Origin of the sequence: Pseudoalteromonas rubra (genome assembly GCF_001482385.1) — a bacterium.
GTDB classification, from domain to species: Bacteria; Pseudomonadota; Gammaproteobacteria; order Enterobacterales; family Alteromonadaceae; genus Pseudoalteromonas; species Pseudoalteromonas ardens.
In genome coordinates, this window is record NZ_CP013611.1 from 1123607 (window position 1) to 1145514 (window position 21908).

The window sequence follows — 21908 nt, forward strand, 5'->3', positions numbered from 1 at the left end:
TGACTGATTCTATGCTGCCTGATTAAGAAAGTCGGGTGGTCTGTGCGTGATTAGTAACGCCATTGTCAGGGAGTACCTCAGGATTGTCGTTCGATTAGGCCCGTTCGAACTTTTTATTCATATATTTTTTAGGCCGTTACGGCCTTTTGTTGTTTACGGTACAAAGATGGTGTGAGCCCCGTGGCTTTTTTAAATGCAGTATTAAAAGTCGATTTTGAGTTAAAACCAACTTCAAACTGAATAGTCAGGATCTGCATATCTGTTTCTTTTAGCAGTTTTTCGGCTTGTGAGATCCGATAGCCATTCACAAACTGAAAGAAATTGGTTTTTAGCAATTGCGATAAAGTCTCTGAAATATGGTTTTCGCTGATACCAATTGCTTTGGAGAGTTTGTTTAAAGATAAGTCTTCTTCCATAAACAACTGATCCTCTTTCATCGCGCTTTGTAGCTTAACAGCAATACGTTGCATTCTATCCAGACTGACCGTCGACGTGCGCGGCTGCTCGGATCTGGGTTCTCCTTTATCTGCCTTCACCAATATGGGTTGTTTCAACGCCAGATACGCAAATGCCAGTAAGACACAAGTTTCAAAGATAGGCAAAATCACGCCTTGCCCGAACCAACGCCAGCCATAAAAAACGGAAATGTAACCGGTGGCGTAACACAACCACACTAACCCCCAGAACAGTAAAATGACCCCAAACCAGCTCAAAGAGCGTGACTCTATTTCAGAAAACCGCTCCATTAATTGCTGACGATGACGACGATGCAGTTTCAATGCACGGAAGAAGTAAACAGCCGTATACAAAACAAAAATTTGCGTTGCTGCAAAACAGGAAAATAACGCCAGCTTATAGTGCTCAGGGTTACGGGTGGCCGGATCTGCCAGTGCCAGCTTTTCCGCAGAACTCAGGCTGATGATAAACGGTAGCATCACCGCTATCACCAGAACCGGGCCCGACAGCGCCCACAGATAGGTGCGTTTTGAAAACACAGGGTTGGGAGACATAGTGGCACAGGCATACAAATACAAAGCAGGCCCAAGCAGTACACGTAAGGGATATTGAGCCCCCACCAGCCAGGGGACGTACTGATAAGCGCCCGTATATACGACTAACTCACCGCAAACATGGATGATCAGCAAAACCAGCAAAGCTATCAGGTAAGTCGTTTGCATTTGCCTGGGTTTATTAACCGCCTGCAACAAAGCCAGCGCCAATATGCCAAACATACAGGCGTAAATTAGCGTACCCAATACATTCATTTATTGCTCCCCGAAAAAAGCGCCTTGCGAAACAATGAGCCTTCTGCTTATCTATTCTTGCTCATGCTGTCATTCGGCTTTATTTTTATTATTATTTTAGCTTTTCAATTATCCAACAGAAGGTCAATATTTACAATATGTTAGGGTTTTACCCTGACACACCTAAAAAGACTGAACGAGCACTGGCCACACGAAATCTCATCGAGTCTTCTATCTCACTTCGGATTTTATTGCCCTACCTTCACTACTTTTTCACATAGTAACTTGTTAAATTTAGCCGAAATTTATCAGCCCTCGCCTTTTTCAACTCAACAAATGTTCGAAAATCGTTGTACGGGCACACGACCAGAGCCGGGTAAGGAGAAGTCAATGCTCAGAAGTCTTATCATATTGGCCACTTTGTTGCTGTCAAATTTGACCCATGCAGAGCCCAAGCATACCAAAATACAAACATTGCTCGACGCGCAGGCACTGTCGGGGATCACCTGGGGCATGGTGACTCAGGCACAGATCACGACGGGCAGTGCAGGATATGCCAATATTGAATACTCGCAAAAGATGCTACCCAATCAAAAAATGCATGTTGGCTCAGTCACCAAAACCGTACTGTCACTGGGGGTTTTGCGGTTAATTTCTCAGGGGAAGTTAACACTCGAAACCCCGGTTCAGCCTTTGCTGCCTCACCTGCATTTTAATAACCCCTGGGAAACCCGTGCACCTGTGAGAGTTAAGCATCTGCTCACGCATACAGCCGGGCTGGACAATATTCGTATGTGGCAATTTCTGAGTACCGCGCCCACACCAGTTACACCACTTGCTCAGGCTTTTCCGACAGAGAATAAAGCGCTACTCAAAGTAAGAACTGAGCCAGGTACTCAATATTCATACTCCAATATGGGCTATACGTTGCTTGGTATGGTAATAGAAGCTGTCACCGGTCAACGCTATGAAGCCTACCTGGATCAACACTTGCTCATTCCGTTGGGTATGCATGACAGCACCTTCGAATTTACCAGTCAAAGTACCAATACCACACTGGCCATGGGATACCATGAAAACCATGTTGCTCAGAGCGCCGTGCCTGTTTATACCCGACCTGCTGGTCAATTCACAACAACTGCGTCAGATATGGCCAAATTCATCCAGTTTGTATTGAGCGATGGCGTGCTTAATGGAGAAGCCATTGTTGACCCCGAATTAATGGACAAGCTTTTTGATTATCACATTACCAACGCAGACAAAGCGGGTCTGGAAATTGGCCGGGGTCTGGCATTTTCAAACCGCGACAGATATGGTGTTATCGGCCATTGCCACCCAGGCACAACTTTTGGTTTTCGCGCCAATATCTGCGTGTTCCCGGAGCAAAAGAAAGGTTATTTTTACGCTATCAACACGGACAGTGAGAGCGCCAACTATGAAGCGTTCAAAGCCTTGTTCGTCGAATTACTCGAGTTAAATGAAACCAAAATTGCTCAGCCCGGCACATCGACAAATGACATGTCTGCCTGGCATGGCCTGTATGAACTGTCGCCCAATAATATGGCTGAATTTGAGTTCCTTGATAAACTATTCGGGCTCGTTTGGGTCGCGGCATCAGGTGAGCAGATCACGCTACACTCGTTGCAAAGTGCCCCTCGAATACTGTACCACATCGAAGGTGGTCTTTACCGGGACTCTGAACGAACTCTGGCATCTCATGTGTTTTTTACCAATCAGGCCGGTGAGCCAATATTAAGCAACGGCCTGAAAAGCTTTAAAAAAGCCAATACAGTTGAAATTTCACTATATTGGGCCAGCCTGCTACTCGGATTGTGTGGCTTTTTATACACTCTGATCTTTGCACTGTTCGGATTGGTAACCAAACGCTTTACTGGATTCCGGCGCTTGCGGTGGGGGTTAGTGAATTTACTGGCCTTTACTGTGCCAGTCATCCTGTATTTAAATCAGTCTTTTCTGGCTTTTGGCGATGTCACTCTGGCGAGTATCTCACTCGCCACTCTGACCGCTTTGTTGCCATTCAGTTTGATCTGTTCATTGTGGCAGTGTTACCAGCAAGGTATAACAACAAAAGGCAGTATGAGAGATGCTATATTTCTTATTATGGCCCTACAGTTGTGCGCAGTCCTGGCAGCCTGGGGGCACTTACCTGCACTATTCTGGCGATGAGCAAAACCTGCGGATAAAATTAAACATACCGGTCTGTCGCCGGTATGTTTAAAACGCCAATTCCTGTTACTGGCGTTGATCCACTTCTACTTTGCCGTCTTTGATCACCAGAGTAACGGTTTCCATAACCTGAATGTCCTCCAGCGGATTGCCTGGTACAGCAATAATGTCGGCCAATTTTCCAGCCTCTAAAGAGCCCAGTTTGTCCTGCATTTTTAGTAGTGATGCAGAGTTGATGGTTGCAGCCTGAAGCGCCTGTAGCTCATTCATGCCAAATTTAACCATACGACTGAACTGCTTACCATTTTGGCCATGGGGGTAAACCCCGCCATCGGAGCCAAATACCATGTTAACGCCAGCTTTAACGGCTTTGGTAAAACTCGCCCGCTGGGTGCCTCCCACTTTACGCTCTTTATCCAGGCTTTCAGGTAAAATACCGGCCTTTTCCCCTTCGCTCAGGATATATTCCGTGTTGTAAATATCCATTGAAAAGTAAGTGCCGTGTTTTTTGGCAAGCACAATGGCTTCATCGTCCAAAAAGCTCACATGCTCAACTGAATCGACCCCGGCACGGATAGCAGACTTAATACCATCGGTGCCATGCGCATGCGCTGCGACCGTCAATCCACGCAAATGGACTTCTGCCACCAATGCCTGCATTTCCTCAAAAGAATATTGCTGTGCCCCGACTTTAGTGCCCTTTGACAATACCCCACCGGTTGCACAGAACTTGATCACATCAACACCATATTTGATGTTCTCACGTACTTTTTGCCTGACAGCCCACGGGCCATCCGCTACGCCAGCTGCAACCACCTTATGCTCATGGGTAAAGAGGTTATTATCACAATGGCCACCGGTGATCCCAAGCGCTGGGCCAGAAGCAAATATCCGTGGTCCTGGCACATCACCATCATAGATGGCATCTCGTAATGCCAGGTCGGCATAACCCGGTGCACCCAGGTTACGAACAGAAGTAAAACCTGCAGCCAATGTGCGTTTGGCATTGCGCACCCCCGTGATTGCCGAGCGCGGTGCTGTGCGACGTAAACGTTTATAACCGTGAACCTGAGAATCTCCGGTCAGATGCACGTGCATATCAAATAGTCCGGGCAATAATGTGTGCCCCTTGAGGTCAATCACTGTCGCGTCTTCAGGGTAAGCCCTGCGATTACTGCGCGCTACAGATACTATGGTGTTATCTTCAACCACCACAGTGGCCGGGCGGATCAACTTACCCGTCTTCACATCCAGTGCAGCATCCGCATTAAGAACCAGGGTGTCAGCAAATGCGTTGCCACAGGCCATAAGCACAGCAGCACTGATCAGAGTTGTTTTCAACATATTCGCTTCTTTTTTGTAGTAATTAGTCGAGTCAGTCTAGTCACAGCACGCTGACAAAGGCAAACTAACTGCGACTAAAAGCAATCAACCTCACGCATTCTGGCTGCAAATACACTAACTAGCTTGTCTGTGGTGCAGGTGAGATCTCCTGCGCAGATCTCTGAATCACATACCGATTAAACAAATACAAAGCGATCGCTGTCAGCAACGCAAGACCACCGAATAGCGCCCACATTAAATCGGGACGGCCATCCTGTTGCACCAGAGTTGCATAACTCCAGCCAGATAAGAACCCGGCAAACAAGAAACCCAGTGCCATGGAGACGAAATAGTAACCCATATATAAGGCTGCCTGAGAAGGCGGTGCAATGCTAGCCACATATTCCTGGCTCTTCGGAGAGGTGAGCATTTCGCCCAATGCAATCAACAGGATCACAGTTACTATTAGCGCACCACCCGTGGCTGTCAGCTCTACTGCCATCAAAGCAAACGCACAACACATCACCACCAGCCCGGCTGTCAGCACGTAAAAAGGACGGATCCGTTGACACAAATAACTCACCAGGATCTGGAGCAGCACAATGGCCGCAAAGTCGAGGTTAATCAAGTACTCCGGATTAATCTGGCGATATACTAACAACGCGCCTGTAAACTGCTGCAACTGGGTCGTTGTCAACACTTCCAGGCCTTTTAAATGCGCCATCAGGGTTGAGAGCTCTGAGGCTGGCACATTTACCTTCAAATGCACCCACTCTAGGCGCAGCGCTTCAGCAGCTGGCTGAGTACCTGCATGCAACTGGATATGCAATGCCTGCACCGCTCCTTGCAGCTGCGCCCTGTCGACATAGGCAAAGAACGAGACGGCATCTTCACCAAACCAGGCGATAAAGTTCAGCAAGTCGCGCGTATCAACATAATCACGAATAAATAAGGGCAAGGTATAAAACAACTGATTGTATACCGTCCAGAACCCAGCAATAATGGCCAGGTACAGGGCAAAACGGACATTACTCACTCGCATCGGCTGAGCCCACCAGCTGACACTCGATGAGACCGCTTTCGGTGCAATGCGATCCCAGATCAGATTAATCACCAGCCACAACCCAATGCAGGAGAATGCTTGCACATAGCTGAGCACCTCGACACCTGAACACATCAGCAGCAGGACAGCAACCAACAAAGTCAGTGCAAAACGACCATTGCCCAATACTGACTGGGCTTCTCTGATCACGTTGCTCAGAGGCGCTTTTTCACGTTTGAGACTAGGTGGGTCACGATAGAACCACAACACGGGAATAAAGTTAACCAGGATCCAGCATGCCGACATCATAAACACCGCATCCCAGCTGATAGCACGCAATGCGCCGGCCAGCAAAGGACCCAGAAAGCCGCCAATATTCACCATGGTATAAAAAATACCAAACCCCAGGCCGCGATTGCTGTCATTGGTACTATGAGAAATGGTGCCCACAACCACAGGTTTAAAGCACGCAGCGCCCAGTGCCACCAAACTCAGCGCAGCAAAAAACGGCCAGAAACTTTGCGCCTGACCCAGTAAATAATAGCCGGGCGCCATGATGGCAAACGACAGTAAAAACATTTTCCGATAACCGAGCTGATCACCCAGCGCGCCGGTCAGCACAGGTAAAAGATAAAGAAAAAATGGAATTATCCCTTGTACAGCACCACGCTCAAGATCAGTAAAACCCACACCCCCTTGCGCACTGGGCGTGGTCATATACACAGACGATACAGCAAAAAAGCCATACCAGGCTAACCGCTCAAAAATTTCCATCAGATTAGCCACATAGAAAGCGCGGCTAAACCCACGGTGCTGAACATTTCCAGTTTGCAGCTCAGGCCCTGGCTGACTGGACGGTGTACTTATCGACATTGACTTGGATCCTATTGATTATTATTGTATACAATATACATTAACCACTAATAAGAGAAAGTCAAAATGTTATGTTTGAGTTTAATTGCGCTGGCACTACTGAGTGGCTGTCAGTCAATAGAAAAACCCCATCAGGAACCAAGAGCACAATTATCACAACAGCGTGCTCAGGCCATACCAAGCCCGGCTCAGATGCGCGTTGATATTGACGTTGCTGGCAGAACCAGCACGTTAAATCACATAGACATCACGTATGTAGGCAAGCAGATCCCGCGCACCTATAGCGAGGGCAAGATCACCAATAGCCGAGGTTACAACTGGTGGGTCAGCAAACACTTTGCACTGAAAAGTGACTTGAGCGAAGAAAAAGTGCGCTTATATCTTGAGTTACTAGAGATGTCTTACCCTCATTATGTTGAGCTGTTTGGAATGGCGCCTGCTAACATAGAGCATCAGCGTATTGCCGTAGTGTACGGCAGCTCTCGGGAGCGCGTGCGTGAAGCCATGCTGGATGATGGCTTTTTGCGTGGTGTACACAAAACGGCGGGCGGTGAAACCATGTATTATAACCGTGCCGGATATAGTTTTCCCAGCCACCGCCAGCACCACCAGCGTTATATTGTGATCCACGAAACCATGCACGCCTTTCACATGGCACTGAACGGCCACTCGACCTGGGCACCGAATTGGATCACGGAAGGCATGGCTGATGCCATCGCAAGCCATACCTATGACAGCAACAAAAAGCAGCTCAGAGTCATGGTGTTCGACCGCGCTCCGATGAACTACCAGTCACTGGGGCTGGCGCAATATCATCAAAATGCACAGCCCAGTTTTGAGCAAATCAACGACGACCCACAATTACGCCGGGGCCTTAACTTCTTTATCGTGCATTTTTTACTTAACGACCCCATCCGTTACCAATACTTTAAGCGCTATCTGAGCTCACTAATGGCTTTGAACCCGGACTCAGAAGCCACATTGCCAACGGCCAATGCCCTACTTAAAGAGACCTTTGCAGACTGGCCAAAACTGGAGCGCGATTTTGCCAAGTTCGTCAATTCCGCACACCCCAGCTTTTATATTGTGCGTGGGCCCTGGGAGCAAAATGGCGCAGGCTATTGGCTGCGCAGCAATGACCAAAAGCAGCTACAACGCTTAGATATCACCCCAAAACACAATGCCACACATCCGGTGTTAGATTACCCGGCACCCGCTCCACACCCTGCCATAAATCCAATTAGTAAGGAGTCATTTTCAGCTTTGCTGACTCTACAACCCGAACAACACACACGCGGGGAAATTGGGTTCGGCTTACTTACCAAGCTCACGACAGACAGTCTTGCCAAACGCGCCGGACTCACAGACAAAGCCGAGTTTAAACAAGATCAAATGATAAAAGTGTTACTTAAAGATGGCACCCGGTTATCGGTCTATAACACCTCGAAGTGGACCTCTCAGGAAATAGCGCTGAAACCCACCGTATTGCAGAGTTTAAAACAAACATCGCAGCTCGGCCTGAATCTACAGCGCACCCCTGCTGGCCTCGCCATTGAGATTAAATCCGGCAACAGCCAGCAGAGCGTGCTGTTTAAATTGGAGGACGACACATTAAGCGCAATCAATTTTCAACAGGTTGCGCTGCTTGGTCGCAACATGAACCACACAATCACCCCTTACCTGTTCGGTCACACATATAAGGTGCCAGAGCTAAACAATGACACTGCCAACCCCTGGTACTTTGCTAATGCGGCTTTAGCGCACCGGGCTTTTAATGCGTGTGTCGAGTTCTCCGCTCAGCTGCCGGGCTGCATGGCAACCTTGCGCGACCAGTTAGCTCAACAAGCAAGCGTTACTAAGCACCCCGCTATTAGTAAAAACCTGCACTCCCTAATGCAGGACTGGCAAAGTAAGCTCTCTGACACCGCCCTGTTTACGCTCAGTGGTATTGAATTAAAACTGAGGTTTGACGGCCAGACCCCGTTTATCTTTGCCCATAATCCGAGTGAGCAGGCAGCAGAAATCACGCTGCGAAATGGGACATCCTACTCCCTGTTGCCAGGGACACATAACCTGCCTCTGTCAGCCAAACAGAGCAAAGTTGACTATTCTGTGAGCTGGCAAGGTTTAACCCAGCCGGGTCAGATCACACTTGAAAATCAGCACTTTGACGGTGTGTATTTAAACGCACAGTTGCATCGAGATAAATCAGATATAGAGATCACCCTGACCGGCCCGTATTCGGGAGACACACATGGTAAAGTGTCAGTGCAGTTTCTGCCCTATCAGACTCCCGAAACTCAGCCAACACTCTGGGAGCAGGACGTCACCATTGCGCCTTATGAGAAAAAGCGCTGGCAACCACGCTTGAACGAAGCAGGTAATCTTGAAAATGGCGTCCTGAAAGTGATTGCTGTATTAGATGTGGATGGTGAACCCATCAGATTGGTGGAGCGCTTTAAGCTTTAAGAAACAAGCAGGGCCGACCGAATGAGTTGGCCCGGATACGCTAAAGCCAAATATCGTGATATTGGCATCGCTTGCATTTACTTCAATAACGCGCTATTTCAGGTAAAGCCCTTCAAGTTTAATAGCTGATGGCAGGCCACCGCATGCACTTTGCTTGTCATAAACAGTTACGGGTCTATCGCGTGCCTGGGCCGACAGAGCCATCGCATACCAAGCGCTGTGGCTGGGGTCGTTAATACTCCAGCCCCACCAACTATCTATAGCGCCGCATGCACCATAGGTAACGCCTACCTTCAGCCTCACCACTTCATCAATTACCTGTATCTCCTCGATTTTACGTTCAAATGAACTCCCGGCAAAACACAGCGAAGGGGCAAAAAAAAGTAATGGCAGAATTCTCTTCATAATGTTTCCTTATAAGCAATAATAATACTGTGAAATTTGGCTCAAACTGATTGATTAAGACACACAAAAAACGAGGTCATGACAAGTCATCAATAATATCAAGTAACGTTAAATGAGTAATAAGCAAGCAATGCTTTCGCTTTGTAAACGCGTCTAAATTCACGATAGAACTGCATTAAACAAAACAATCGGAATATACCTAAAAAAGGAAACTAGAGAAAGTCTGAGTACGACTATTGCTAGCTTATGATGATTTACTGACGAAACATGCAACAATAAGCGTGCCATGGCTCAGGGAATTCTCAAAGTACACATCAGGCACCAACAAGCCAAGCAAGTACGCTGCTATGATACTGACGAAAACCCCGAGTAGAGGCTGTAACTAAATTTGTGTTCTGTCTTGATGAAGCCATTGGACGTTTGTTTCTTTGATACCTAAACCAGCCATAAACTTGACAGGAAACGCTAATGTTGGTTTTCCTGCCCAACCTCGCTCCAGGTATAAATGATACCCTTCGCCATTTCTTTCGTACCGTACGGCAGATAACCATATACCATCCCAGTCTCCCAAAAACTCCAACTCACTCAGGCTATTAGGATAGTGACCATTTCTTAGTTTATGTAATTCTATGATTGATACGGCTGATATAAAGTTCTGCTTACCAAACTTCTCGTCGGCACCGGGGACTTCAAGGTCACAGCCCAATAAAGTTACCGCGAACACTATGCTGATTATTGTTTTGAACATTTACTCTCTGTCCTTTTATAAAAATCCACACCATTTCCATGCTAGATATGATACTCAATAGCTGCTGCAGTTTATGAGGGGTTACAAGCTTATGCCACACGTTGCACCTTCCCCTAAATCAGATTGCCAGTTTTAGTGCTGACGACTTAGCAACAAATTTGCTCCAGATATAGCCAAAAAGGTTGCGCAGCCTCTATTGAAGCGCTTTGCTATTTTCGGCTTCGTGAACCACAGCCTTAGATATACTCCGAATAGAGCATAAATTGATAGTGCCACTAATTCTAAAAAGAGAAAAGTGGCTCCTAAAACGAAAAACTGTTCATTTACATTGGCTTTAACATCAACGAATTGAGGTAGAAAGGCAGTAAAAATTAAGATCGCCTTTGGATTTCCTGCAGCTAATAAAAATTCCTGCTTCGCTAAACCAAGTCGGTTGCGTGTACTATCGGGTTCAGAGACTGGACTTGCTTCCGAACACCAGAGATTAAAGGCAATCCACAACAAGTATGCAGCACCGGCAACTTTAATGGTTAAAAACAGCGTCTCAGATGCAAAGAGCACAACCGCTAAACCTGAAGCAGCCAAAGCAATCATGACTGTGAATGCCAAAATTCGACCCAGACCAGCAATAAAAGCGGACTTAAAACCGTAACAACGCGCATTGTTCATAGACAATAGGTTGTTTGGACCAGGAGTCATATTGAGCGCAAAACACGCCAACGTAAAGAATAGTAAATTCCAAAACTCCATAAATTCTCCCCATAAATATAACGCTCTTTTGAGCGGTGAGCCATAATTGGTCAGGTTTGAAGTAAAGCAGAGCCAACTACTATAAATCTAACTTTAAGGCTTTATAATTATCTTTTCCTGTATTCATAGCAGCGCCTTTCTCGCTCTTTCATTTGCAGTACTAATACGCCAACCCATATAGTTATTTACATCTTCTATTGACGCTTGATCACACCTTTTATCTCAATCACTAAAGTCTTACCTCAGTGGCCACGAGAAACCTGTTAAGCGCCTTGCTCACCTTCATTTTTGACCATTTTATTTACCGTTACTTTTACAGAATTGTAAGTGGTTTCAAATGTTTCTGTGATCACGAAACCAGACTTTTTATACATTTCCTTTGCCGGAAAGTTCGAAGCCGCAACATACAAACTCGCACTTCGCGAGGTAAGAGACACTAGATGTTCAAGTAAGTCTTTGCCAATTCCGTGCCCGCGATGGTTAGGGTGTACAAATAACGCCCTAATTTCTGACTCAAAGATTGCGCAAAAAGCGACTATAGACTCAAGTTCGTAAACGAATATTTGTGATTCAAATAACAGTTTGCTTCGTTCCTTGTCTTCTGACAATGGCAATAAAGTAAATTGTGTCTCTTCCTGCGACAATTCGTCTAATTTGGAGAGGTTATATATTTTTTCTATTGACTGAAAGTCAACCTCTGAATACATCCTTATGGTCAAATTTTACTCCTGACGGCTAGCGCCTTATTTGGCGCCTGAATGTTTGGCTAAATTTGACGACAAAGAAGCACCTGCTTCTGCTTTTCGTCCTTGGCTAAAACGTTTTTTAAGTTTGTGTAATGACTCTTCGTTGCCAGAGCAATAACACCCCAGCAAACACAATTGAAATAAATGACAAATAGAACAGCGGTTGCGAAGTTCCGGTAACACCAAAGGCCGTTAAAATTATCAGGCTTACAGCTAAAAACAAGCAAGTTAATCTTGTCACATTTGGAAAGTCATATATCGATTTCACACCAAAAAAAATACACGTCAACCCCAGTAAAGAAAAAGTGAACAGACCAAAATAAAATAAACTTTCAAACATCATGAATGCACTGATAAACAAACTAATCAAAGATAACACGCCCCAGCCGACTGCTGAAGGAAGTATTAATACCATCAAAAGTAGTTGTCTTATAAAGTTACTTTTCCGATTCAAAGGTATTCCTAACGCTCTTATTTCCGGCTGGTTTGAAACTTGACGAACAACCAGTCCCGAAACGTGCACTTGTTAGCTGATTTAGATTGATTCTAACAGGCCACTATCATTTTCTTTTACAAGTACCATGAAGTCTATATATTGAAACTAAGCATTCTCCCCCCCATCTGGCCTTTATTTTCAAAGCGTTAGATGAAAATCTGGCCTCCTCAGTAAAACCAAGAAAGCAGTCTCAACTACCTGTGTTAGAAGAGCGATCATTACCTTGCACGCGATGCGAAGAGATCAAGCAATGTAAGAAGCGCCAAATACTGACATTTAGCTATTGACGCCATAACGTTTTGTTAAGTACCACTATTAGTAATAATCATTTCCTTTGCAACCAGAGCAGCAGATGGGCGTTGTTTCCTAAATCATTGAACTAATTTAGCCTTGTGTGATCAGATCTCAAAAGCAAACACCGAGACTGAACTTTGAAAGAAAAGCGTATCATCAACTGGCGCGAATATAACAAAGCCCTTATCGCCAGAGGTAACATCCAACTTTGGTTTTCCGAGGATGCGATTGAACAGTGGAACAACACGCAACATCACGGCGGTAAAGGCCGGGCTAATCATTTCTCAGAGCTGGCGATTGAGACCTGCCTGACTTTACGGGCTGTATTTCGCTTGTCTCTTCGAGCTGCACAGGGTTTTGTTTCCTCATTAATATCAATGATGAAGCTTGATTTGGATACGCCAACTTATAGCTGTTTGTGCAAGCGTAGTGCAGAGCTGGCAGTTCGCTATAGGCCACACTCCAGTGCATCCGGAGGCATTGATATTGTGGTTGATAGCACTGGTTTGAAGGTGTACGGAAATGGTGAGTGGCACGCAAGAAAACATGGTGCAAACAAGCGCCGAACATGGCGAAAGCTACACCTGGCAGTTGATCCAGATACACACCAAATCGTAGGCGCTGAGTTGTCCACAGTGTCTGTAGCTGATTCAGAAGTTTTGGGTGACCTACTCAGACCATTGCGCAGGAAGATCAGCTCAGTTAAAGCAGATGGTGCTTATGATACCAGAGGCTGTTATGCCGAAGTAGCAGCTAAAAAGGCCGAAGCAGTGATCCCACCAAGGAGTAACGCGCAGTTGTGGGAGGGTGGACATGCTCGCAACAGCGCGGTCATTTTAACAAAGCATATAGGCAGCAGTGAGTGGAAAAAATGTGTGAACTACCACCAACGTTCACTGGCGGAAACGGCAATGTACCGATACAAACAGCTAATGGGTGACAAGCTGGTCAGTCGTGGATTCAATCAGCAACACACTGAAGCGATGATCAAAGTGAAAGTACTCAATAGAATGACTGGGCTAGGTATGCCTGAATATCAGGGAAGCAGTTGAAATCTCGGTGTTACCTAAGTTATCTGGATTTGATCAACAAGGCCCAGCAGATGGTAAAAACATAGTTGTAACCACACGTTGGTCAATGACAACATCATGTTTATTTTTTAATGTTTCCTTATTTTGCGCAAATGCCCCGTTCTTATTAAACTGGCTTTCAATCAAAAAGGGTAATAGCGTCCCTTGTTTCGCCCACTTTTTCGATTTTTCTGTGGAGTTAGGGAAACCTGCGACTTTTTTACCCTTAACGAGAAATTGCCCGGAAGCCAATTTCACGTTAGCAATACCTGCAGCCCCATGACCCCCCGTGCCTACAACACCGCCCGACTCATAGATTCTGGCAATGATTGACTGTATTTCTTTATTGCTCGCCACATCAAAAACAGGGCCGTACCCTCCACCTATATATACGCCCCAGTAGTCATCAGGATTAACGTCTTCTGGTTTAAGTGAACTGTTAGCTTTACCTAAAAAGTTCTCGTATTTTATTGTATAACTGCTGATTCCGAGAGGGTCCATCATAAAAGGAACTTTCCCACCTTGAGGTGATACAAAGTCCACGTCAAAGCCATGACTAACAAACACATGATATGGCGGTGCCACTTCCCATAGGTTGTTTCTTGCATCATGTTTTTCTGGATCTCCCATGTTTTCCATATTTGATACAATAATCAATACTTTTTTAGCTGGCTCAGCGTACAAAACACTTGATAGCAACAGACAAAGTGCACTAAAAAATAAACTAAAAAACTTCATAATTTCCCTTAATTAAACCTGTGCCACAAAGACATATAACCTGTTGATTTTTATATATTATTACATTTCACCATGAATGCCCAGCAATAAATTCCCGATAACAGAAACTTTTGCAAAACACTTACCTCCCCCCTCAAGTGTTCTTTGAACAGGTTCTCGCACGCTTAATGCTATCCTGCTATCTCTTGTCTGGGATCATGAGTTCTGACATATTAGATGACTGCCCACAGTCAGATTCGGCAAAGAGGTCGGACGACGAAATGATTATTTTATGCCAGGGAAACGATTGCACGGTGCTATACACGAATACGTGCGTTTGATACACCAGCTTGAGCGAACTCAATTATTTAAGAAGCTCCACGCGTCGCTGTAGCTGGCTTAAAATATAAGCACGAACAAAACAATGGTTTCCTGCCCGCGTTGATAATCTGATTAGATTACTGTTCATAAACACGTATTACTGCGAATTCTGCGTACTTTTCGCCCTGTACTTGAAATAAACACAAATGATTTATCATCGATAGTGACTATTTTGTCTGTAACTATTATGCCTGTAGGCAACGGGTTTTGACCTTGGCTTTCTGTTACCGTGATCGTGAGTTGTCCATCTTTAATCAACCAACTGCCGAGAGTAATTGAGTCTATCGAATTGCATTTACCGGAAGTGTATTGAATATGCTCTATAGTGCCATCACTTCTATAAGTACTGATATGACCTTCTTGCCCATAATACTTATCTGTTTTTGAAATTGACCATGACCCAACCAGTTTTTTCGAAAGTTTAAAATCTGAAATTGGTTGAGCAGTAACATCAACAGACACAGATAACAGAAACGCGACTATTATATATTTCAAAATAAGCTCCCTTTTTAAATAAACCTGACGCCTTGCTCGGCCGCCGCCGGGGTGTAGTCGATTAGATGCAGTACCTTACTATGCAGCTAAAACCTTCTCCATTAAGACTGCATTTTTTCCATAACCTGGATATAGATTTGCTCCTGAGATTTCTTCGAAGCCCAGTAATGACCAAAAGCGACTTGCGCCTTGAACGGCGACAAGAGTGATTCTCTTAACCCCTTTCTTTACAGACACTTCTATTAGCAATTCCATCATTGAACGGCCTATTCCTTGGCCCTTGAAGTGTGGACCAACTGCCATATCATGGAGAAATAAGGAGTCGCTATTTACAAGGTCTGGCAAAGGCTCAAACAGCTTGGGAGGCTCTTTCCCGCTCCATGGATGTGCCAACAAATAGCCTAACACATCATCTCGATCTGACACGCAGACAAAGCAAGTGTCCGGCGAAGCAGATTGCTTAGATTTGAGTACCTCTAGTTCTTCTAAGCCAACTTCATGATAGGCACTATCTTGAATTTCTAAGATCCCGATCCAATTCTTTTCTTCGATTTTTTGAATTTTCATGTGTTTTGTATGACAGCGTCAAAGGATGATACTACTTGGCTATACTTGTGCAACGAAACGGAGCTGAACCAAGTGTTAGCAGCCCCACCACTTAACCCGCTTGTTATAATTCACTGTGTACTGAATGATTAGCGTGCTTTCCAAAGTGGTCAACAGCAAAGCTAAACAGTACCTTGATCATGAAAAAAATACTCACCATCAAAAACCAAAGCGGCAGTGATAAATAAATCAATAAAATGATGCCATAACACATAAAATTGGCAGCAACGAAAAATTGAATTGACTTCCCCTTTAGCGCATTGACTATCAATGCTGACACGATAGTGTAGCCCCAAATCATGATTGCACTGCCCATCGGTTCAGAAAGCAACCATGCAATAGCTAAAATATGCACATGAATGGCGATAAAAATAAGGCGACTTTTGGGCCGCTGAGAATAAAATTCATTAGTGCCATAGCTAAAATTAGCAATACAGCCTGCCAACACATCAAAGATTAATAGAAAAGCTATGATTGATTTCCAATTACCTAAGCGTATATCTGCAACTGAATAAACAACCAAACTTCCAAATAAGGCAAATACAATCGTACAGCAAACCTCTAAAAGTGATTGTTTTTCACCAAATACTTCGAAGAGAAACTCTGGGGTTTTAAAGTACTTCATTGTCTTTGTACCACTTCCTTATATGCACCGAACTTTAATGTGAAATATAACGCCATAATAGAGCAGCCAATACGTAGATTGCTTTGTGTTAATTTGGAGCAAAACGACAACACAAAACAATTAGAGTGTTGAACATCCAACCGACCCGTTTTTTCCGGCGATCTTTAATTTCCTTGTTAACAGTTTAGTTTAGCAACTTAATACGTTTAAATATCAATACTCTTGTACCCATTTGAAGATTAAGTTCATGATTATTTCTTAATAGAATCTTTAACTTCTGACTTTGAACACCATTTTGTAAGAAAGATGGCTGATTAACCTTACGGTTAAAGAAGTAGAAATAGTCGTTATCGAACTTAATATTTCCACTTTCGATGATGGGCTCTTTTGGATCGAAACCGTAGCAATCATTATAAATCCTATAATTATCACCCTTAAGTTTTAGGGCATCAGGACATTCAAGTTCTTCACCATACTGAAGCCATGTGTCGGCACTTACCGGAAAGTTCAGTAGGAATGTAAAGATAGCTACTATTCTGCTCATAACCAAAGACTGCTACCAGTTTATTTGTGAGAATGCCGGTTAAAGCCTGTTTTCAGCTTTCTCCAGCCCACCACAAGAAAATTAACATAATAGGAACAACCTACCACCCTGAACCTTAACCTGCAAGCCTGATACAGCCCGCAAAAAGCGAGCCTTAGTATTGGCGAGACCTGAGCGCTTGGATAAACACGCATATAAGACTGATATAATGGCGCATTCATTTTTGCCTGTGTATGTCTTTTGATATGTACCGCAGCATCAGGGAAGACAAGGAACGTGTTTTTAGCTATTCATTCACCTTAGCGCGAGCTACAGAAACCTGACAAACTCAACATAGAGCGCCCTCCCATTTCCAGAAATCGCAATTCCATTTCCACAAATAAAGCCGTTCAAACACACTCAAGAAACAGACAAACCAAATAAATACAAACACTTAAATAGTGGCACATACCTTGTAACGTCTGCTATCAAGTACCCGCAGAGGATTGAGTATGGACATACAAGTCGAACAAAGAAAGAACATCAAAGTGAACTGGCTGTGGCTGGGTGGGATTGCCTTGCTCGTGATCATGACGGGCTGGCTGCTTGTCCAGCCCAGCGCGCAGGCCTCTTTGCCGGCAGAAGATGCCTGGATTGGTGAGGTCAGACAGGGAGATTTAGTCATTTCAGTGGCCGGATTTGGTCAGCTTAAATCGCGCACGCCACGTTTGATCAGTGCTGCCAGTGAGGCCACGGTAGAAGAAATTGTACTGCGCCCGGGCGTTGAAGTTACGCCCGACAGTGTGATCATGAGACTTAAGGATGCCAGCCTGACTCAGTCGCTAAAAGACGCAAAACGGGCGCTACAACAGGCAAAAGATCAGTATCTACAGTCAAACATTAATCAGCAGCGTGAAATGCTGTCGCATCAGGCAGATCTGGAGATCTTAAAATCTGACTTAGAGCGCGCTGAGCTGGAGGTATCTGCTCAGGCAGGTCTGGTTGAGGATGGTGCGGTATCCAAGCTGGATTATCAGCGTACGGTTCTGGAGCATCGCCAGATGACCCGCAGGATAGACATAGAACAACGTCGTATTAGTCAGCTTGAAACCTTGCATCAGGCTAACTTACAGCTGGCCAACTCTGATATCGAAGCCGCCGAAGAGGCTTATCAGCTGATCCAGCACAGAGTTGACCGCCTCACTGTGCGGGCGGGGATCACAGGTGTGGTGCAGCAGGTACATGTCGAACTGGGGCAAAGTGTGCCCATGGGCGCACAGCTGGCGCTGGTTGGCAGCACCCGGGATTTATATGCCCAACTGCAAATACCACAGGCGTATGCGGAGCAAGTAGCACTGGCGCAATCAGTTCAGGTGAATACCCGCTCAGATCTAATCACAGGCACTGTCTCACGCATAAATCCTGTGGTGCAAAACGGCAATATTGAGGTTGAAGTAGCACTGCCTAAGACTTTACCCGACAGCGCCCGGCCCGAACTCAATATTGAAGGCACAATACATATCAACACACTCAACGACGCGCTGTTTATCGACAAGCCTGTCGGTGCCAAAGCCTTTAGCCACGCCACTTTATACCGTATCGACACGAATACCCAACAAGCACACGCCATTGAGGTACACTATGGCGCCCAAACCGCACAGCATATTCAGTTGCTATCCGGCGCACAGCCAGAGCAGCGCTTTATTCTGTCGGATATGGCATCCTATCAGGATGAGCCGGTCGTGTACCTGAGTAAATAAGGAAACCACAATGAACAACAAATGCGTTATTGAACTCACAAACATCACCAAACACTTCTTGCTCAGTGGTATGGAAACACAAGCCTTACGCGGCGTGAACCTGAGTATCAACGAAGGTGAATATGTTTCTATCTCTGGCCCATCCGGTTGCGGCAAATCTACCCTGCTCAATATTCTGGGCCTGTTAGACACACCTACCGACGGCCGTTATCAGATTGCCGGAAACGACGTCAGCCAGCTCAGCGTCAACCAACGCGCAACATTAAGGAACAAGCACATTGGCTTTGTCTTTCAATCGTTCAATCTGATAGATGAGCTGAATGTATTCGATAATCTGGCGCTGCCAGTTAAGTACAGCGAGCGCCCCCTGAATGGCCCTCAGCTCAAAGATCGAATAATGCACTGTCTGGAGCTGGTGCAAATGACACACAGAATAGATCATCAGCCCAATCAACTGTCGGGTGGCCAGCAACAGCGTATTGCCATCGCCCGGGCGCTGGTCAATCAGCCGGATATTCTGCTGATAGACGAACCCACAGGTAACCTGGATTCCAAAAATGGTGATGCCGTCATGCAGATGTTGCACGATTTAAATGCACAAGGCACCACCATGTGCATGGTGACGCACGACCCGAGGTATGCCGATATGGCCAGTCGCAAACTGTTTCTGCTTGATGGCGTTATGGTGGATGAAGTGAAGCTGGAGATGGCAGGATGATCAAAGAAGAACTTAAACTGGCTGCGTCTAATCTGAAAAAGTTACCCGGCTTTAGCGTGACCGTGATTTTCACACTAGCGCTGACCCTCGCAGCATTGTGTGTGGTGATCAACATCAACCACCGGTTGCTGACTAAGCCTTTACCCTACCCCAATGCCGATACTTTATGGGTCACTGATCAGAGCGAAACCATCAATGGCGAGACGCAATACGGCTTTCAAATGTTGCCAACTCAAACGCTGATCTACCAGGACGAACAGTTTATTGATGAAATGGCCATGCTGCATCACACCTCACCTCGCCTGATGGATGTCGACGGACGACCCACCGTGGACGTGCTGCGTGTTTCCCCTGAATTTTTCTCGTTACTCGGCGTGCCCATGCATTTGGGTCGTGCACTAAGCAGCAATGAAGGGATCAGTGATGAACAAAAAGTGCTGGTACTCAGTTATCAGACCTGGCTGGAAGACTTCAACGCAGATCCCGCCATAATTGGCACCTTTACCCAGCTTAACCGGGTGGCTTACCAAATTGTGGGCGTCGCTGCCGAGGATTTTGAAGTACCAGAGATTTTCCGCAGCTCTGAGATCAGTGGATTCAGCAGCTTTCCAGAAGCACTCAGCACCACTAATAACTGGAACAGCATCAGCAGCCAGTTTAACGGGATCGCCCGCTTTAAGCCGGGTGTGAACACAGCGCAAGCTAATCACGCGCTGGGTGAGCAGATCAATACTCTGTATCAATCCCAGGAAAATGTTGCCCCCGATACCGCCATCGGCGCACGCTTCACGCCATTGCGCACCAGGATCATCGCCGAAAGCGATAATCTGGCACTGAGTTTGTTGTTTTCCGCAGCAGTGCTGGTTTTGATTGCGCTGACCAATGTCACCAACCTGTTTTTATCACGGGGCGCACAAAAGCAGCGTACAATGGCAATTCAGGCGGCACTGGGAGCCAAACCGCGCCATATTTTCATCAGTATGTTTTGTGAAAGTGCTCTACTGATTGGCGCCGCAACCGTGCTGGGCCTACTGGGTGCTCAGTGGCTGAATGTCCTGTTGGCCGAAGACCTGAGCTATCTGTTCACTCGTATGCAAGCATTGTCGCTTGATGCACCCACAATTGTGGTTGCAATGATCCTGGCACTGCTTATCACCCTGCTCATTGCCGCCATCACCAGCAGTCAGGTGAACTACCATGCCCTGACGGGCGCCCTGCATGCCAGCGGCAAAGGCACAGGTACACAAATCTCAGCCCGTACCCGTCATATCCTGGTGGCACTGCAAGTCATGTTTGCCAGTCTATTGCTGTTTCTGGCGGCCAATAAACTTCTGCCCGCCTATCATACAATGACCCACCCGACCGGATTCAACACCGAACACCTCTACTATGTGCGTGTTGATGGCAGTGCCACTGAGATTGACCCATTTGAACTCACCCGGCAGGTTAAAAGTAGCCTGGGCACACAAGCAAATGTCAATGCTGTAGCAGCCAGTATGACCTCTCCGTTGGTCATGGGTTGGAAAAACTACCTGTATGACGAACAAATAGCGCTACTGGGCATAACCAGTATGGCGTTTTTAGATCAGGATGCCTTTACCACCTTATCTTTGCCTGTCAGGCAAGGGCGCAGCTTTACCCCCATTGCAGCACCTGGTGAAGATAACAACGAAATTATCATCTCAGACTCACTGGCAAAACGCCTGTATGGCACAAATAACCCGCTGGGGAAAACACTATACATCGACCAGGAAACCCCCAGACAGGTTGTTGGAGTTGTAGGCGACGTATACGTACCCACCGGCCCACTGGGGTATGAATTGGAGCGCTACTATGTGCCGCTCACCGAAGGCAGCAGTGCGTTTATTATCAAAGCCAACGGGCCTTTGTCAAAAGCGCAGCTTGGCGAGTCACTCAGGGATATTCATCCGACCTTAAACTTCTCGGTTTTCAGGAAAGTGGATGATATGCTCAGTCAGCGACTAAGACAAACCTGGCTTCAGGCCATGCTGACCGTGGCGCTGCTAACACTGACGCTGAGCCTGGCTGGCGCAGGCATTTACGGTGTACTTACCTATAGCGTGCAAATGCGCCGTTACGAGTTGGGCATTCACTTGTCTCTGGGCGCACACACGCACAAGCTGGCCGCCATGATCATTAAACAGAGTTTTGTGCCTATTTTTACCGGCCTGGCCGTCAGCCTGCTGTTTGCAGGCCTGGGTTATCTGGTGTGGTCTCGTATCGGCGACGGACCAGTCGATGTGAACTGGCTGGCCATTATCAGCAGCATTCCGGTGATGTTACTGGTCGCACTGATTGCCAGTTATCTGCCGGTACAAAAGGTGATCCGTCAGGATCCAATCCGGGCATTGAGAAATGAATAACAAATCGAACAACAGTCAATAAGGAAATGCAGGCGCTTCAAAGCGCCTGCCA

18 protein-coding genes are annotated in these 21908 nt (G+C 46.1%); 6 read left to right on the top strand and 12 right to left on the bottom strand.

Annotated features, from left to right (window positions below; translation table 11 throughout):
- Positions 1–128: 128 nt before the first annotated feature.
- Positions 129–1265 (bottom strand): helix-turn-helix domain-containing protein, encoded by a 1137-nt coding sequence (locus tag AT705_RS05040; protein ID WP_058795750.1) that lies wholly within the window; start codon positions 1263–1265, stop codon positions 129–131.
- A gap of 369 nt (positions 1266–1634) precedes the next feature.
- On the opposite strand from AT705_RS05040, the gene AT705_RS05045 reads away from it, so the two are divergent.
- A complete protein-coding gene (locus tag AT705_RS05045) occupies positions 1635–3431 on the top strand; it encodes a serine hydrolase domain-containing protein (protein WP_058795751.1) in 1797 nt (598 codons plus the stop codon).
- Between the two features lie 66 nt (positions 3432–3497).
- Here the strand turns inward: AT705_RS05045 and AT705_RS05050 are convergent, their stop codons facing one another.
- Positions 3498–4775 carry a Xaa-Pro dipeptidase gene (locus AT705_RS05050; protein WP_049864380.1) on the bottom strand — a complete coding sequence of 426 codons (1278 nt, stop codon included), beginning with the start codon at positions 4773–4775 and terminating at the stop codon, positions 3498–3500.
- Positions 4776–4893: 118 nt separating this feature from the next.
- The gene (locus AT705_RS05055) at positions 4894–6669 is read right to left on the bottom strand and encodes an MFS transporter (protein WP_058795752.1); all 1776 of its coding nucleotides are present in this window, start codon (positions 6667–6669) and stop codon (positions 4894–4896) included.
- Between the two features lie 66 nt (positions 6670–6735).
- Between AT705_RS05055 and AT705_RS05060 the strand changes: the two genes are divergently transcribed.
- Positions 6736–9138, top strand: a complete 2403-nt coding sequence (locus AT705_RS05060; RefSeq protein WP_058795753.1) for a hypothetical protein — start codon at positions 6736–6738, stop codon at positions 9136–9138.
- Positions 9139–9231: 93 nt separating this feature from the next.
- Here AT705_RS05060 and AT705_RS05065 read toward each other — a convergent pair whose 3' ends face one another.
- The 4 genes from AT705_RS05065 to AT705_RS05080 form a co-directional block, all read right to left on the bottom strand.
- Positions 9232–9543, bottom strand: coding sequence for a hypothetical protein (locus tag AT705_RS05065; RefSeq protein WP_058795754.1), 312 nt, complete (start codon positions 9541–9543; stop codon positions 9232–9234).
- A gap of 382 nt (positions 9544–9925) precedes the next feature.
- A complete protein-coding gene (locus AT705_RS05070) occupies positions 9926–10291 on the bottom strand; it encodes a hypothetical protein (RefSeq protein ID WP_058795755.1) in 366 nt (121 codons plus the stop codon).
- Between the two features lie 132 nt (positions 10292–10423).
- On the bottom strand, positions 10424–11041 hold the full coding sequence (locus tag AT705_RS05075; protein WP_058795756.1) for a LysE family translocator: 618 nt from the start codon (positions 11039–11041) through the stop codon (positions 10424–10426).
- Positions 11042–11304: 263 nt separating this feature from the next.
- Complete coding sequence (locus tag AT705_RS05080; protein WP_058795757.1) at positions 11305–11760, bottom strand: GNAT family N-acetyltransferase; 456 nt, start codon at positions 11758–11760, stop codon at positions 11305–11307.
- 954 nt (positions 11761–12714) lie between these two features.
- Here AT705_RS05080 and AT705_RS05090 point away from each other — a divergent pair.
- Positions 12715–13629: an IS5 family transposase gene (locus AT705_RS05090; protein ID WP_058795759.1), complete on the top strand. Its 915-nt coding sequence runs from the start codon at positions 12715–12717 to the stop codon at positions 13627–13629.
- Positions 13630–13662: 33 nt separating this feature from the next.
- Here the strand turns inward: AT705_RS05090 and AT705_RS05095 are convergent, their stop codons facing one another.
- The 5 genes from AT705_RS05095 to AT705_RS05110 all read right to left on the bottom strand — a co-directional run bounded on the left by AT705_RS05095 (position 13663) and on the right by AT705_RS05110 (position 17015).
- Positions 13663–14385, bottom strand: a complete 723-nt coding sequence (locus tag AT705_RS05095; RefSeq protein WP_058795760.1) for a type 1 glutamine amidotransferase domain-containing protein — start codon at positions 14383–14385, stop codon at positions 13663–13665.
- 444 nt (positions 14386–14829) lie between these two features.
- Complete coding sequence (locus tag AT705_RS25165; RefSeq protein WP_157576665.1) at positions 14830–15240, bottom strand: hypothetical protein; 411 nt, start codon at positions 15238–15240, stop codon at positions 14830–14832.
- Positions 15241–15318: 78 nt separating this feature from the next.
- Entirely contained in the window at positions 15319–15807 is a 489-nt protein-coding gene (locus AT705_RS05100; RefSeq protein ID WP_058795761.1) for a GNAT family N-acetyltransferase, read from the bottom strand.
- A gap of 103 nt (positions 15808–15910) precedes the next feature.
- Complete coding sequence (locus AT705_RS05105; RefSeq protein ID WP_058795762.1) at positions 15911–16471, bottom strand: hypothetical protein; 561 nt, start codon at positions 16469–16471, stop codon at positions 15911–15913.
- 184 nt (positions 16472–16655) lie between these two features.
- Positions 16656–17015, bottom strand: coding sequence for a hypothetical protein (locus AT705_RS05110; protein ID WP_058795763.1), 360 nt, complete (start codon positions 17013–17015; stop codon positions 16656–16658).
- 491 nt (positions 17016–17506) lie between these two features.
- Between AT705_RS05110 and AT705_RS05115 the strand changes: the two genes are divergently transcribed.
- Genes AT705_RS05115 through AT705_RS05125 form a run of 3 tightly spaced genes read left to right on the top strand, consistent with a single transcriptional unit; the run spans position 17507 to position 21856 of the window.
- Complete coding sequence (locus AT705_RS05115) at positions 17507–18754, top strand: HlyD family secretion protein (protein ID WP_058795764.1); 1248 nt, start codon at positions 17507–17509, stop codon at positions 18752–18754.
- Positions 18755–18764: 10 nt separating this feature from the next.
- Positions 18765–19472 (top strand): ABC transporter ATP-binding protein, encoded by a 708-nt coding sequence (locus AT705_RS05120; protein WP_058795765.1) that lies wholly within the window; start codon positions 18765–18767, stop codon positions 19470–19472.
- Positions 19469–21856, top strand: a complete 2388-nt coding sequence (locus AT705_RS05125) for an ABC transporter permease (RefSeq protein WP_058795766.1) — start codon at positions 19469–19471, stop codon at positions 21854–21856. The genes AT705_RS05120 and AT705_RS05125 overlap by 4 nt, the downstream gene beginning before the upstream one ends.
- The last annotated feature ends 52 nt before the right edge of the window (positions 21857–21908 follow it).